Source organism: Alteromonas sp. 4NH20-0104 (genome assembly GCF_057547795.1).
On sequence record NZ_BAAJLP010000018.1, the window covers coordinates 1 to 15,994 of the forward strand.

At 50.2% G+C, this 15,994-nt stretch carries 11 protein-coding genes and 1 riboswitch; of the genes, 5 read left to right on the forward strand and 6 right to left on the reverse strand.

The window, feature by feature from the left end; genetic code table 11:
- Positions 1–92: 92 nt before the first annotated feature.
- A complete protein-coding gene (locus AC27IB_RS13555; protein WP_487121547.1) occupies positions 93–635 on the reverse strand; it encodes a DUF3016 domain-containing protein in 543 nt (180 codons plus the stop codon).
- A 146-nt stretch (positions 636–781) separates the two neighbouring features.
- A complete protein-coding gene (locus AC27IB_RS13560) occupies positions 782–1,156 on the reverse strand; it encodes a hypothetical protein (protein ID WP_487121548.1) in 375 nt (124 codons plus the stop codon).
- Positions 1,157–1,441: 285 nt separating this feature from the next.
- Here AC27IB_RS13560 and ccoG point away from each other — a divergent pair, with 285 nt between their 5' ends.
- Positions 1,442–2,875 (forward strand): cytochrome c oxidase accessory protein CcoG, encoded by a 1,434-nt coding sequence (ccoG, locus tag AC27IB_RS13565; RefSeq protein ID WP_296045619.1) that lies wholly within the window; start codon positions 1,442–1,444, stop codon positions 2,873–2,875.
- Between the two features lie 12 nt (positions 2,876–2,887).
- Positions 2,888–3,862 carry a serine/threonine protein kinase gene (locus tag AC27IB_RS13570; RefSeq protein WP_487121550.1) on the forward strand — a complete coding sequence of 325 codons (975 nt, stop codon included), beginning with the start codon at positions 2,888–2,890 and terminating at the stop codon, positions 3,860–3,862.
- A 53-nt stretch (positions 3,863–3,915) separates the two neighbouring features.
- Here the strand turns inward: AC27IB_RS13570 and AC27IB_RS13575 are convergent, their stop codons facing one another.
- The 3 genes from AC27IB_RS13575 to AC27IB_RS13585 all read right to left on the reverse strand — a co-directional run bounded on the left by AC27IB_RS13575 (position 3,916) and on the right by AC27IB_RS13585 (position 7,585).
- Positions 3,916–4,899, reverse strand: coding sequence for a carbohydrate kinase family protein (locus AC27IB_RS13575; RefSeq protein WP_487121552.1), 984 nt, complete (start codon positions 4,897–4,899; stop codon positions 3,916–3,918).
- A 36-nt stretch (positions 4,900–4,935) separates the two neighbouring features.
- Complete coding sequence (locus AC27IB_RS13580) at positions 4,936–6,264, reverse strand: carbohydrate porin (RefSeq protein WP_487121554.1); 1,329 nt, start codon at positions 6,262–6,264, stop codon at positions 4,936–4,938.
- 121 nt (positions 6,265–6,385) lie between these two features.
- Positions 6,386–7,585: an ROK family transcriptional regulator gene (locus AC27IB_RS13585; RefSeq protein ID WP_296045611.1), complete on the reverse strand. Its 1,200-nt coding sequence runs from the start codon at positions 7,583–7,585 to the stop codon at positions 6,386–6,388.
- A 199-nt stretch (positions 7,586–7,784) separates the two neighbouring features.
- Between AC27IB_RS13585 and fucP the strand changes: the two genes are divergently transcribed.
- Positions 7,785–9,104, forward strand: a complete 1,320-nt coding sequence (gene fucP, locus AC27IB_RS13590; protein ID WP_487121556.1) for an L-fucose:H+ symporter permease — start codon at positions 7,785–7,787, stop codon at positions 9,102–9,104.
- A gap of 76 nt (positions 9,105–9,180) precedes the next feature.
- Here the strand turns inward: fucP and AC27IB_RS13595 are convergent, their stop codons facing one another.
- Positions 9,181–11,247, reverse strand: coding sequence for a winged helix-turn-helix domain-containing protein (locus AC27IB_RS13595; RefSeq protein ID WP_487121558.1), 2,067 nt, complete (start codon positions 11,245–11,247; stop codon positions 9,181–9,183).
- Positions 11,248–11,407: 160 nt separating this feature from the next.
- Here AC27IB_RS13595 and AC27IB_RS13600 point away from each other — a divergent pair, with 160 nt between their 5' ends.
- Positions 11,408–13,732 carry a CocE/NonD family hydrolase gene (locus AC27IB_RS13600; RefSeq protein WP_487121560.1) on the forward strand — a complete coding sequence of 775 codons (2,325 nt, stop codon included), beginning with the start codon at positions 11,408–11,410 and terminating at the stop codon, positions 13,730–13,732.
- A gap of 80 nt (positions 13,733–13,812) precedes the next feature.
- Positions 13,813–14,016: riboswitch (cobalamin riboswitch) on the forward strand.
- A gap of 73 nt (positions 14,017–14,089) precedes the next feature.
- A complete protein-coding gene (locus AC27IB_RS13605) occupies positions 14,090–15,988 on the forward strand; it encodes a TonB-dependent receptor plug domain-containing protein (RefSeq protein WP_487121562.1) in 1,899 nt (632 codons plus the stop codon).
- Positions 15,989–15,994 lie beyond the last annotated feature (6 nt).

Sequence of the window (15,994 nt, forward strand, 5' to 3'; positions counted from 1 at the left end):
CCACCACAGTGAGTTAAACGGTGTCGAAACACCACGCGCCATGCCCGGCGCACCACACCACAAAAAAGGCCGCTTTATGCGGCCTTCAGCGATTAATTTCTGGCAATAGAGTCTTCAAACTCGTCATCAAACCAGCGCTTGATCATGTCTTTCTCATAACGGAAAGGATCGCTGCTGCGTGCGCGGCTGATACGGTTCATAAAAGCCATTTCCTTAATGTTAACCTCGGCAGACTTCACCACTTTGTTACCTTCTTTCAGCTGATAACTAAATTCCATCCGCGGGATATACACCGTATCAATAATACGAATATCAAAAGCCCCCGCGCGCATGGTCGGCCACACTTCTCCGGCCAAATCCAGATCGGTAACGGTTACTTGTAGAGTTTGCCCTTCCGGCAGCGCTTCAGCCAATTTGTTGAAGTATTTGTCCAGCGAGTTAAAGACACGATTACGAAAACCTTTGCGTGATTCGTTACTGGGTCTGACATCGGTATACGACTTGGGATCTTGCCAGGTAATTTCGACTTTCGCCGGCGCTTCAGCCGACTCGACGGTGCTTTTCTGTGCCATGCTGACGCCAGAAAACGCCATTAGCGCAGGTACAAGCAACCACGACACTGATTTATTTCGCATTACAGAATCCCCCGAGGATTTAGTTCGAAATCAAAGTATATACGTACTGTTAGACTGATTAGAACAACTAAACCGCAAAAAGTTTAACCGTATGTCCTGTGTAACAACCTAGCAATCTTTACCTGAACCGGGGGTGAACAGGGGTATCAACTATTTTGCGTGTCTGAATACAAAACCGGTGAGCGGCGAATTTCAGAGCAAAACGAGTGTAACGTTACACCATGGATGTACGGATTTCGGTCTGAGTTTTCACAATAAGCATCGTAAAATTGCAACGTGCGAACCCGCGAAGACAATACCGTATCGAGGTACTCTTTCTGGTACGGACGCATTGCCGAGTACTGAACTGCCAGGCTGTCTTTAATTTCAGCCAGCTGCTGGCGCTCTTCACGCGTAGCTATCTCTTCCATCCAGTCGCTCAGGGTAACCTGAACGTCAGATAGCAAATACTGAACAAAAGGTAGCTGTAATACCACTACCAAAATAGCGATTTCAATGATAACAGCGATTGAACGAAACATGCTTTATACTTCTCCCAAACTATTGAGCTAAGTTTACCCCACGTCTAACCGGTTAATAAGGTATGTGTTTTATACCTGGTTATTAAGAGTTATAGCTGTACAAAGTAGTTCAATTTTTAATCTAAACCCGTTATCGCTTCCATGGCACCAAGTGTGTACACCGAAAAAATGCGTTACACTGTCGCCGCGGCGAATCAGACTGCGATTGATCTATATTAAGTAAAATTAATATATGACAGGTATACTGCTGCCGTAATCATGTTTAGCTTCAATGAAGGTAGTCCCATGAACGATCAGATCCCGGTGAAAAATGTTACTCCGGTCAAAGTTCACAAACCCGAAAAACTCGATGAGTCGAAACGCTACACGGCACGGGACCGAATTTATGTGCGTTCGGTAAAAGGCCCGCTGGAAAATTTCCGCCGTTTTTTCGGATTCTTTTTTATTGCCTTGTTCGTCGCCATTCCGTGGATCCAGTATGACGGTCATCAGGCTGTACTACTGAATATCGTCGATCAGCGCTTTACCATTTTCTCACTGACCCTGTGGCCCCAGGATTTAACCCTGCTGGCGTACATTTTTATTGTTTCTGCCTTTGCGCTGTTTTTTATCACCACCTTTGCCGGCCGTGTGTGGTGTGGGTTTATGTGTCCGCAAACCACCTGGACCTACATATATGTGTGGTTTGAAGAGTTTTTCGAAGGCAACCGCAACAAGCGCATCAAACTGGACGAGCGCCCGATGGACTTCGACAAGTTCTGGCGCAAAACTGCTAAACATACGGCCTGGGTACTGGTTGCATTACTCACCGCAATGACCTTTGTTGGTTACTTTACGCCGGTTGCGCAGCTTTACATTGACGTTTTCACCCTGAATACCAGTTTCTGGGCTGGCTTCACCATTATTTTCTTCACTGTATGTACTTATGGTAACGCCGGGTGGATGCGCGAAATCATGTGTACTCACATGTGCCCTTACGCCCGCTTTCAGTCGGCCATGTTCGACAAAGATACTTTCACCGTATCCTACGATGCCAGCCGCGGCGAGCAGCGCGGGCCACGTTCTCGTAAACTGGCCCATGAAAATCTGGCTGACAAAGGCCTGGGTGAGTGTATCGACTGTAACCTGTGTGTACAGGTATGCCCTACCGGTATCGACATCCGCAATGGTTTACAGTACGAGTGCATCAACTGTGGTGCCTGTGTCGATGCCTGCAACGGCGTGATGGAAAAAATGGATTACCCCAAAGGCCTTATCAGCTTTACCTCAGAGCATGAACTGGCCGGCGGTACCACCCATATCGTGCGTCCCAAACTGGTAGGCTACCTGGTGGTACTGCTGGTAATGTGCGGTCTGTTGGTAGCCGATATCGTGACCCGGGTGCCCCTGGAAGTGGATATTATTCGCGACCGTAACTCGCTGTATCGCGAAAATATGAACGGCGATATTGAAAATGTCTATACCCTCAAGGTACTCAATAAGTCACAAAGTGAGCACACTTATACAATTAAGGTAGAAGGTTTGCCTGAATACGAGTACATTGGCGAACAAGTTGTTACCGTGGGTGGCGGCGAGGTATACAGCTTACCTGTATCTGTCGCAACTGATCCCTACAACCTGTCTGGCCGGGTCACTGAAATATACTTTAATGTTTCCACCACCGAAGCAGACGGCACTGTTGTAGAGGTTAGCGAGCCATCGAAATTCCTTTATCGATAAACAGGCCTTAATGTGAGTGACTTTACCTTTGCCGAACTGTCACCCGATATGATCCTTGCCGCACTAGAACAGTGCGGCATTTTTCCTCAGTCAGGACTCCTTGCCTTAAATAGCTACGAAAACCGGGTTTACCAGTTTTTAAGTGACGAACAAAAGCGTTACGTAGTGAAGTTCTATCGCCCGCAACGATGGACTAACGAGCAAATCCTCGAAGAACATGCATTCAGTCAGGCGCTGGCCGATGCAGAAATCCCGGTTGTCGCCCCCCTTGCGCAGCAAGGCGAAACCCTGCATTTTGCCGGACAGTATCGCTTTGCCCTGTTCAATTCGGTGGGCGGCCGCCAGTTTGAACTCGATAACCTCGACCACCTGGAATGGATGGGCCGGTTTATCGGCCGGATGCACAAGGTGGCCAGTAGTGCGCCCTTCACGCATCGTCCCACCATGGATATTGAAAGTTTTCTCGACAAACCCCGCCAAACTCTGGCCAACAGTTCACTGTTACCCGAATCACTGCACACCGCATTTTTCACCATACTCGACCGGGTCATTGAGCTAACCAAGGAGCAATACAAGCCGGGTAAGCTCATTCGGCTGCACGGCGATTGCCATGCCGGGAATATTCTGTGGCGCGATGGCCCGATGTTCGTCGACCTGGACGACAGCCGCATGGGCCCGGCTGTGCAGGACTTGTGGATGATGTTAAACGGCGATCGTGCGCAGCAGCAGATGCAGCTAGAAACACTGATTGAATCCTATGAGGAGTTTTGTGAGTTCGACAACAAAGAACTGGCGCTCATGGAGCCCTTACGCGCTATGCGAATGGTGCATTATATGGCGTGGTTGTCCGATCGCTGGCAGGACCCGGCATTTCCCCGGGCTTTTCCCTGGTTTGCGGAACATCGTTACTGGGAGCAGCAGATCCTGGCTCTGAAAGAGCAGTTTGCTACGTTGCAGGAACCGCCATTGTCCTTGGTGCCTTACTGAGCACACTACCAACAAGGCGCAATCAATAAGCTCGAAATACACAAGCCGGAGAATTATTCCCCGGCTTTTTTATTGCTGAGCGCTTCAATTTGCTGTTTATCCGCCAGCGCATCGAAAGCGCCGTAGCGAGACACCGCAATAGCACCACACTGCGTAGCAAAGCGCAAAGACGCCAGAATATTCTCAAAGTTTGCCACCCAGTGAGTAAACGATGCTTTATCTTGTAGTTCGCCGGCCAAAGTAAATAAAAAGCCTCCCACAAAAGCATCACCTGCCGCAGTAGTATCGACCACCAGCGTTTTCGGTGTGGGATAGGTACCATCAGTGTCCCGGGTATAAAACGCTACCGGGTTAGCACCGTCGGTAACCAGGATCAGCGATACGCCATTATCCAGCCAGCTTTGTATGCTCGCCTCTACATTGGCTTCGCCATATAACTCCACCAGCTCTTCATGACTGGCTTTAATCATATCTACTTTGGCAGCCGTCTCACTAATGAGTGCCGGCGCCAGGGCGGCATCGTCCCAGAAAGCCGGGCGCAGATTGATATCCAGACATAAAATACTGCCGGCATCACGAAACTGGCTCAGCGCATTTTCGGTTACCTTACGCAATCCCGGCGTACTTATCGAGCCTGAACAAAAACTGATAATACGAGGCTCGGCAAACAGCGAGGGCTCCAGGTCGGCCTCGGATAAATCAGTATGAGCAGCGTTATCAATATAGAAATCGAAAGAACGTTCTCCGCTATCATCCAGCCCAACAAAAGCCAGCGCCGTTTTACCCTGTTCAGAAAAGCCGGTAAACCGGGTACTAACACCCAACTCTGCCAGCGTGCGATACAGGTATTCGCCAAATTGATCCTTGCCGAGCTTACCGAATAACCCGCTGTTGCCCCCCAGCTTGGCGACGGCAACCGCTACATTGGCAGGTGCCCCACCGGCGAATTTTTTAAAACTCTCGGTAGCGCCTGTAGCATCCAGCTCTTTAGTTGAAAGCATATCTATTAATGCTTCGCCCATACATAAAACCTGCATTTGTTTTCTCCTGTTGGATGTCAGAGAAGTATGAAATTAGTCAAAAAGTAACCCGGCGAGATCCACGTCGAAGCGTAAACCAGCCACCCAGGCATTGTCTAAGTCTTCAACACGCCCTCTTTCATTAAACTGGTCCGGATTTACAATGTAGTGGATATTCGGCTGCACGCGAATGTGATCGCCAAACTGCATACCATAGCTCAGCTCCATCATAAGCTGATACCCCGCTGGCAGACCGTTGCCGCCGTTGCTCTGTCTCAGCAGTGTCTGGTCCTCTAGTGCTTCATCACTGTAGTCCTGACGGGTGATCACAAAGCCAATGGTATCGGTATCGCGACCGGCAAAGGTACCATGTTTAACAAAACCGGCTTTCAGGTAATAATCCTGAGTTAGCTCGCCCTCAATACCAGTTAGTACCGCGCCAAATAGCGTCAGGCGGCGACGGGAATTTAAATCCGGGCGCAGGACGGTTTGCTCAAACCGGGCAAATACACCAGAGCGGCCGTTTTGAGTGACATAGTTCTCGCCACTAATGGCTGCGAGGTTGCCCTCAGCATCACGGGACGGATCCGCGTAGTCAGCACCATCGTACCAACCACCCACTTCATATCGGCGTGGATAGTCGTCATTATCCCAGGAGGTTTTATAACCCAGCGTTACGGGCACCACTACGCCGGTGGAGTCTGCAATACCCCAGTCAAAGCCGTGATCGCCATCACGCTGATGAGCGGTATTCTCTTCATAGACGCCGGCATGTAAATACACTTTATCATTGAACCAGAACTTGGCGTGCCCGCCCCAGCTCGACACCGGCCACCAGGTAAAATTACTGGTACGAAACACAAAAGTGGGGTTGCCACAGGCGGAGTTAGTCTGGAAGTACTGGCAAAGCTCGGAGCCTAAAAACGAGATGTTGGCTACCGTTCTGCCGGCTTCTACCTGCAACTGTCCGTCAAAGAAAGACGTCTCAATGGTAAAGCGGGCCAAGCGAGAATTCTGGCCACCGTAGATTTCCTGCACGGAGGTACTGTTACCAATGTAATTCTGCGCCAGGTTCTGGCCATGTCGGTTAGTAAAAGCAACGTGAATGCGGGTGTTGTCCCACCCGACCGCTTTGTCCATATCGATATCTGCGCCAACAAATATTTGACCGGCATAAGCGCTTCCGCGCTGCTTGCCGCCTTTCACATTAGCCGCCGCTTCGCCGGTATAACTGGCCAGCCAGTCGATATAATCCTTTTGTGCGGCCTGTGCTGGCACAGAGATACACCATGCCAGGAGCCCACTGGTGATGGCACCATAAACCGATTTGGCGATCCCGCCGCGCGGTAAGGACCAGGATAAGTCGATATTTTTTAAGCGCATTTATGTCCCTCATGGGGGTGAGATTTTACAAACACCACGATCACACCCTGTTAACAGTAAGTCAGGGGATCGCAATTTAATGCAGCTTAAATATTAAATCAACTTTATTTATTTATTAAATTTACAAACTGTATTGGGCCAGTAAGGGGAGATTTGCACAGCCAAGGGCCCTTGCATCGGCGCCCACAGAGCCCGACAATAGCCGTAGTGGCGATAATCCGCGGCAATCTGCTTTCGCCAGTAATTGCTCACATTTATGTAACAACGCCTGCTTAACAGCATCGGGGACAGCGCCTTCAATCACCACTGCATCCAGGTCAAGAAATGCATGAGCACTGATGGCAGCCTGCACAATTCCCTCGGCCGCCACGTCCAGCCAATCGGCCACCTCGGGCAAATTCTCCGGCCAGATGGGATGCCGGCCGTGTAAAAAAGCGGTATCAACACCCGTTTGTTTAAGCGTTTTTTCCAGTCGGTGAAGTGAAGCACTATCGAGTAACTGAGCGTTGCCTGAACCAGCCAGTACCGGCAGAGAACCCACCGCGCCGGCATTGCCGCTTCGGCCAACATGGAGCTTGCGGTTAAGCACCATTCCACCACCGATAAAGGTGCCCACAAAGCAATACAAATAGTCGCTAAGCTCGCGGTGCTGCCCAAACCAAAGCTCTGCAGCACAGGCGGCAATATCATCGTTGCACAGATACACCGGCAGCTCGGTAAACTCCTGCACCGCGGCCAATACATCAAACTCTTTCCAGCGCGTAAGTTCATCTTCCGGCGCGCCGGCCTGCTCACTCCAGCGCCATATCTCAAAAGGCATGGCCACCCCGACACCACTGACTCTGCTGACTTCCTCTTCATCGAGGGCCGACAAAATGGCTCGTAACCCTTTTTGGGTAAAGCGCTGCATCGCTTCAATAGCCGGGAAATCCCAGTGCTCACACAGTGAAGCTCGCACATTGCCCAGAAAATCAATCAGCGATATCTGCATACTGCGACGGCCAATTTTAATACCCAGCCCGAAAGCGCCGTTGGCTCGCAGCGAGAACGGCACGCTGGGCTGACCACGCTTGCCTCGATGGGGTTCACCGCGCTGCAACAAGCCATCGTGTTCGAGCCGGTTGATGATCACCGTGGCAGCCTGGGCTGACAGCCCTGTTTGTTTGGCAATCTGTGCTTTAGGGAGTTGTTGGTGCTGGCGGATAAGAGTCAGAATTCGTCTTTCATTCAGCGCTCGCAAACCTGACTGGCCCTTGGGTACAGCACTTCTTTGCCATACCGGCAGAGGCTCATTCGATGTTGCTTGAATGGTTTCAGACATAACACTTCTCTTATTTTTCCTTAAATCAACAATGTATAGTAGTCCTTCAGAAGCCCGGTGCAAAGCCCTGCTGAACATCAGGCTTAAAACCCCCTTGAATCAAAAGAAAACAAATTAAATAAATTTTGTTGATTTATTGACACGAAAAATTTTTGTTGCTTAAATCACTTAACTAATTTTTTACATAACGAGGCTTATCGTGCAAAAACGCGCGCCATTGGTTTCCAGAGAAACACTGCTCCCTTTTATTCTGCTCACCATCTGTTTTGCTGCCTGGGGTGTTGCCGCCAATATGACGGACCCTCTGGTTAAAGTGTTTAGTAAAATCTTTACAATGTCATCGCTGCAATCGGCTTTGGTTCAATTTGCTTACTACGGTGCCTATTTTTGCCTGGCGATTCCCGCGGCCTTTATCAATAAACGATTTTCATACAAAACCGGGGTTCTAACCGGGCTGGGTTGCGCCGCAGCCGGTGCATTCTTGTTTTATCCGGCCAGTCAGACCATGACTTACGGCTTCTTCCTGCTGGCGCTATTTGTACTGGCCGGCGGACTCTCTATCCTGGAAACTTCAGCCAATCCCTATGTGATGGCTATGGGCTGTGAACAAAGTGCCACCCGCCGGTTGAACCTGGCTCAGGCATTTAACCCGGTGGGTACCAACCTTGGGGTATTTCTGGCCGCAACGCTTATTCTGCCTAACCTTAATCAGGCCTCTGCCGAACAGCGCGCCAGCATGTCTGCGGCCGAGCTCAAGTCTGTAATCGGCGCCGAACTGGATGCGGTTATGGTGCCTTATGTGGGGATGGCCTTTGTGCTGGTTGTGGTATGGATTGCCATTGCCTGTATTAAAACCCCGGTGAATGAGTCCACAGAACAGCGCGCCGAGAATATTCAGTTTGGGGCCTCACTTAAGCGTTTAATGCTTAACCGCCACTATCGTTTTGGCGTCCTTGCGCAGTTTTTTAACGTTGGGGCGCAAACCTGTGTATGGACTTTTACCATCCAGTACGCCATGACGGCGATTGGCGGTAATGAAGTAGATGGCGGCCAGGTGTTGCAGTACAGCATGATTGTGTTTCTTATCTCACGCTTTGTGATGACCTGGTTAATGCAGTATTTGTATCCGGCAAAACTGCTGATGATCATGTCACTGATAGCAGCCGGATTGTGTATTGTTATGACCCAGGCGCCAAACATGGTTGGTGTGGTATCACTGGTAGCAATTTCTGCCTGCCTGTCACTGATGTTCCCCACTATCTACGGTATTGCGCTGGAAGGTCTGGGAGAAGATACCAAACTGGGCGCGGCGGGTCTGGTGATGGCGATTCTGGGCGGCGCAATCCTGCCATTATTTCAGGCTGCAATCATCGACTCATGGAGCGTAATCGTGTCCTATGTAGTGCCAGCCCTATGCTTCCTGCTAGTCGCCGGTTATGGCCTGTTTGATATCAAAAACAAGGCTACCCGAACCACTACAGCGAATAACTCAAACTCCGCTCCGGTAACGGTGAAGTAATTCTGCCGCTTACTTGCCAGTCATCTGAGAACATAAACAAATGAACTCTCAGATGACGGCATTTACGCCAACGGCTTTAGTTCTGACTAATAGTTCTGAACAGGTTTGATTGTGACTCACTGCTGTTAATAAACAGCAGTGACCTGCCATGAACATCAAAATGACCCACGCCGGATTCAGCAAGGCTCTCGATACTACCGTTTTGTGCATGGAAGCGTTTGATATGTCCAGGGCCTTCACGGTCATACCAGTACCATAAACTGTCTTGTTTGCGCAGATTCCATTGCCTGCCGTTTAACAACATGGCTGAAGAAGTACCAGGAATATCGGCCTTTATTTGCTGCGCGGAATAGTAAAGAGTGTGGTCGGCAGATAACCACAAGGTGTTGTCGCGGTCAGGGGTAAACTGAATAAACGCCCACTCAGGAGATTCTGCTGTCACACTCTGCGAACTTAGGTGATAGGTGTAAACGCGCCAGCGCTCGCCTTCTTTAGCACTGAAGCTCAGCTCAGAAGCAGATTTAAACGACACACCGCGAATTTCAGTTTGCGGAAAATCAACAATGGTTACCTCGCCGGTAGTAGAGTCAATCAAGTGCAACTCGTTAAAGGTAAGCCCGGCTATATAACGGTCATCCGGAGACCAGTGTAAATCCAGGTAATGGCGACTCTCGGTAAACGCGGTGATTTTTCTGCGTTCTCCCGAGGCCAGATCGTATTTCCAGACCTGCTCTTTACCAGAGGCCATGCTGATGTAGGCGATGGCCCGATGATTGGAAGCGAAAGTGGCCAGTAGCTCATCCACTGTATCGTTAGCGATACTGCCCACTTCACCACTCTCTATGTCAAGAACTTGAATGTCTGTATGCTTATCGCCAGACAAAAATACGTAGTCAGTTTGGTTGTTAAAACGCCGGGGTAAACTTATGCGGCGACTACCTGAAAAGATAACCTGCTTATTTTTTCCCGCTAAATCATAACTAAGTAATTGATAAGCAGGATGCTCACCCATGAGGATGACATTTTCTCCCGTATGGTCCCAAATTCCACAACAAATATACGCATCCTGTTTAAATAACAGATCGAGTTTGTTGGTTGTTAAATCCAGCGCATAAAAGCCCTCCCATTGTTGCTTATCTGGCGAGGAAATAAGCAATTTATCTTTATGGGGGTGCAAATCAAACTGGCTGTTGCCAGATAAATAAAGGTCCGGCTGATTTAGCCGACGTTTACGCTGGGTCATTAAATCCAGCTCATAGATAGAGTAAGGCGTTCCCGGACCAGCATTCTCACTGAACACCACACGCTGATCATTATGGGTAAACAATACTTTACCGTAACTGCCCGCCGGGCAACGGTGAATAAGGCGGGGTTCGCCCGGAGTTAAACCTTTAATATCGATAATATAGTATTCACAGCGCTGCGCTGAAGCCGCCAGGTAAACCAGCTTATCACTCTGTTTGCTCCAGTCGCCTGGCCCGGTATTGAGCCCGTCAGGATGGGCAATTTCTGTGGTTTTACCGCTGGCCAAATCTTTGATCACCAGGCGTAAACGCTGCTCTTTAACCGACATAAATGCCATGCGATTGCCATCTGCACTGAAAGATGGGAATACTTCGTTGCCATCCATAGAGGTGAGCGCGCGAGCGAAGCGGGCAGCGGGTTGAGGCGTTTGCCACATTTGCCAGAAGACCAATACCACTATTAAAACAAGAAGCACAGCAATGAAGGGGAATTTCAGAAAGGACCAACCGGACTCAGCAGGCTTTTCGTCGGTCTCAGGTCGCGTCACCTGCGCGCCATCAGGCATTAAAGATTGAGCATCATATTCATCAATCGTCGCTACCGGTGCCACAAATTTGTAGCCTTTTTTAGGAAACGTGGCAATAAACCTTGGCTGTCTGGCATCATCAGCAAAAGCCCGGCGCAATTTGGTAATCAACCGGCTTACAGCGTTATCCGTTACAATCCGGCCCTGCCAGACTTGTGCAATCAACTGATCAACACTGACGATTTCATTAGGGTGACGACAAAAATACGCCAATAGCTCGACCATCATCGGCTCAAGCTGTAATTGCTCAGTGGGCGACGATAAGGTCTGTTGTTGTTCACAAAATTGGAAGTCGGCTATTTGCCAGCGCATGGATGTGCCCTGCTCTGCGGTTTCGCTAAAAATACCATGTTGGTTTGCATGAGATCATCATAAATCATCAGAAATCATCGCCCGGTCATGTCTTTTTTCCCATTCTCTTTAGGCTGTTAGCCATCATTTGACGGCAATTACCACGAAGGAGAAAAGCGTCATGACATTAGCTTGCTGTATCCATAAATTGACCAAACGGTGGCCTATTCTACCGTGTTTTTACTTTTTACTGCTGATGAGTCTGCATCAGGTGTGTGTGGCAGATGAAGGAAAAACGCCGGTTCCTTTACTGTTAGCTGAAAGCCAGCTCACCAGCCAAAGCGCGGCATTAAGCCTGCTGAATAATGAGGCTTTTCAGCAACAGCTTGTGAAGTTTACTGTGAATTTGTCTGATGACACCATCAATACCCAGACATTATTTAACCGTGTTGCCCTGCTCTCAGTATTAAACCGGCATCAGGCACTGTTAACGCTGCTGGAAACGGAAAAAAATGGCTTATCGTACAGCCATTATCGCTTATATCACGAAGTCCTGCTCCTACCTTCCACTGCGGAGCAAACGGCCTTGACCGGTAAGCTCACTGCGCATCTGAAACAGCGGGTCAGTGAACTCAGTAACGAAGATTTATATCAGCTACAAGGGGCACTTGGCTGGTCAGTACAACGAGCACTCGACTATGTCATCAACCTGTTAAAGCACTATCAGACGCTCCCCTCGCTGGATGAGGAACAGGTGATATCCCTGGTGACCAATGTTCACCTCTATCATGTTCTAAAGTCTGTTATCCCGGTAAGCAGTGAGATAATTGCCGCTGAAAACCGCCAGCGTTATCACATTGAACCCGCTCGGCTGATCACGTTTGACGATGGCGTTGAGCTCACGCTCACCATTGTTAAGCCCAAACAATCTGCGGCTACCTTACCCACCGCCATGCAATTTACTATCTATGCCGACGAGCGCTCACACCTTACTACGGCAATTCACGCTGCGGCCCACGGTTACATTGGCGTGGTGGCGAACTCCCGGGGCAAACGGCTCAGTAGCAACGCGATTATCCCCTGGGAGCACGAAGGTGAAGACGCCGCAGCGGTGATCGAGTGGATTAGCAACCAACCCTGGAGTAACGGTGAGGTGGTGATGTATGGCGGCAGCTATAATGGCTTTACTCAGTGGGCTGCGGCTAAACATATGCCCGCAGCATTAAAAGCCATCGCCCCCTATACAGCGGCCAGCCTGATCACCGGTCTGCCTTACGAAAACAATATTGTGCTAACCGGCAACTATGAGTGGGCCTTTCATGTAACCAATAACAACACCATGGATGACACCGTGTATGCCGACTGGGCCAAACGCAATGAGCTGCTCAGCCGTTTTTATGAAAGCGGACTGCCGATAACCAAACTGCCGGAAATCGACGGCAAGCCGAACCCGTGGTGGCAACAATGGATGTCTCACCCCAGCTTCGACAGCTATTATCAGTCTATGGTCCCGGTTGGCGAGGAATATCGCCGTATCACCATCCCGGTACTCACTGTTACCGGCTACTTTGACGGCGGTCAGATATCCGCACTGGATTACATGAAACGTCATCAGCAGTTTAACCCTGATGCCGATCACCGATTACTGATTGGCCCATACTCCCACGGCACTGCACAGGGTAAGGTGTGGGAAAGCTTCAGTAATTACACACTCGATCCGGTGGCGCTCGACAAAGACACCGAAGAGGTAGTATTTGGCTGGTTTGATCACCTGTTGTTCGATAAGGATGTGCCCAAACTGGTGAGCCACCCGGTGAACTATCAGTTGATGGGCAGCAATCAGTGGCGGCATGCCCAATCGCTCAGCGCGCTAACTACTCAGGGCACACCGTATTATCTGAGTACCACTGCCGAGGCGAACGGGCAATACCGCTTACTCACCAGTCAGGAGCATCTGCCAGCCAGTATCGAAATGACGGTTGATATGGCCGACCGTACCACCCAAAGGAATGTCAGCCCCTGGCCGCTGATTCAGGATAAAATTAGCGATGAAAACGGATTAGTTTATGTCACCGACCCTTTTTCATCACCTATGGAACTGGCCGGGGCCATTACCGGTAATATTGTGATCAGCACCAACAAACAAGACGTTGATATTGGGTATAACTTTTATGCCCTATCGCCAGAGGGGAAAGTGTTTCATTTGAATACTTATCGCAGCCGGGCCAGCTACGCTCACTCTATGCAGCAACGTCAGCTACTTGTCCCAGGCCAGAAAACGTCGCTGCCTATTGTTAATGCGCGGGTAACAGCTAAGTTGCTGGAAACGGGCAGCCGGCTGGCAATAGTGCTCAACGTGAACAAAAATCAGGATGCTCAGGTTAATCATGGTTCAGGCAAACCGGTGAATACCGAAAGCAGTGCGGATGCCGGTGAGCCATTGCGCCTTAACTGGCATAACGACACACAAATCATGCTGCCCTTAAAACGCTGGGAGAATCAGTAAAGGCCTGAAAAACATGGGGGCACAGCGCGGATCAGCGGGCATTTTTAGCCTCAGGGGTATTTATCCGGTGTTGGTACCGTTATAATCCCGCCCGCTCAGGTGCCTGTTGAAGATTCATCAGGATAATCGGGAAGTAAGTGAAAAGCTTACGCTGCCCCCGCAACGGTAATCACGTATTGTTGTTTTCAATACGATTCCCCTATGCCACCGACTATCGGGAAGGCGGGAATTCATGCCCCGGCATGACTGAAAGCCCGGAGACCGGCCTGTGCTGCGTCGGCAACTGCTCACAACGGGCTGGTTGCCACTTCTAACCCATCTTGGCACTCGGCGGGAGTGCTGTTAAAAGAGCCTTTTATGACAATTCGATCCCTTTCTTATGCGGTAGCCCTTGCGTGCACTGCAAACCTTGCCTGCGCCCAGCAATCTTCGGTAGAAACCATTACCGTTACCGGTTCTCGCTTACCGGTTAGCCTCGACAAACTGGCGGCCTCCGTATCAGTGCTTACCGAAGAAGATATTCAGGCAGCCGGCGCTACCCAGTTAACCGATTTATTACGCGGCATGCCCGGCGTTAGCCTGAGTCAGTCCGGCAGCCCCGGTTCATTAACCGAACTGCGCCTGCGTGGCAGCGAAACCAATCACCTGTTGGTATTGATCGACGGCGTGATTGTGAACGACCTCAGCCAGGGCGGCCTGGTAGATTTTGCGCATCTCACTGCTGATAATATTGCCAGAGTAGAATTACTTCGCGGCGCGCAAAGTGCACTGTGGGGCAGCGGCGCCGTTTCGGGCGTACTGAGTATTACCACCAAAGCGGGCAGTGAAAGTAATGACAGCACATCACTGAGTGCAGGCATGGGTAATGCCAGCACCTATCGAGCTTCTGTCTCTACACAGCAGTCGCTGAAAAACCTGAACGTGTCACTTTACGCTAATCATTTCAATACCGATGGCGATAATGTGTCGCGTACCGGCGGCGAAGATGATGGCTATCGCAATACCACAGCCGGTTTTGGGCTGAACTGGCAGGCAACTCCCAGCAACGCCTTTATGGCCGGTGCGCGCATGGTCGATTATCGCAACGACTATGACGCTACTGACTTCACCACCGGCCTGCCAGCCGATGCCGATAACGTTACCGATGGCGACCAGTTGACCAGTTATTTACAATGGAACTATGCCATTCCCTCATTAGGCTATACCAGCGAACTCAAGGCGCAGTATCACAAAGATGATAACGATAACCTGACCGGTGCGGTGAATGCAGGCGGTACCACCGGCGAGCGCAAGCAGCTGAACTGGACTCAGTTTATCACTACCGACGTGGCCCAGTTTGCCATTGGCACTGAGTTGCTCCGTCGCGAATTCGAACAGCGCGGGCCGGCTGACTGGGGCGATCCTAACTACCGTGGCGATGACAGCACCACCAGCATCTTTGCTGAATTAACCGGGCTGGGCACCGATGAACTAACAACCCAGTTCAGTGCTCGTTACGACGATAACGAGCGGTTTGAAAAAGCCTGGAGCTATCGCGCTGGCGCACATTACGCCATTTCCCGTCAGGTTAACTTGTTTGCCAGTGTCAGTCAGGCGGTGAAAACCCCCAATTTTACTGAGCTTTATGGTTATTTCCCGGCGCAATTTATTGGCAATCCTGAGCTTGAGCCAGAGCAAAGCCGTGAATTTGAGATTGGCCTGCAAACCACCTTTGGTCGCCAGCTAACGGCAGATTTCAGCGTTTATACTACCCGGCTGGAAAATGAAATTACCAGTGTGTGGGACAGCGCCAGTGGCCTTAGTTCAGTGGCCAATGCCAGCCAGGATTCCCGCCGCGACGGCTTTGAAGCATCGGTGCAATGGGTTGCTGATACCTGGCAGATCACGGCCCACTACAGTTACCTGGATGCGACCAGCGGCGACGGTGTCGATCAGGCAGTTGAACTACGCCGTCCCAATCACACAGGCTCTGTAACCTATCGTCATTCATTGCCGGTTCAGGGTTTATCTGTTTATATCAAAGCCGATTACACCGGGGTTCGTGAGGATGTCTTTTATCCGCCGACCTCATTCAGTGGCGAAATCCTGAGCCTGGAACCGTACTGGTTAACCAGTATTAATGTGAACTACGACTGGAACAAACAGTGGCAATTCGGGGTCCGAGTAGATAACGCATTGTCTGAAGACTATGAAGATATTATTGGCTATCGTGGTGCCCAGCGACGTATCCTGGCCCATACCAGCTATCGTTTTTAACCATTA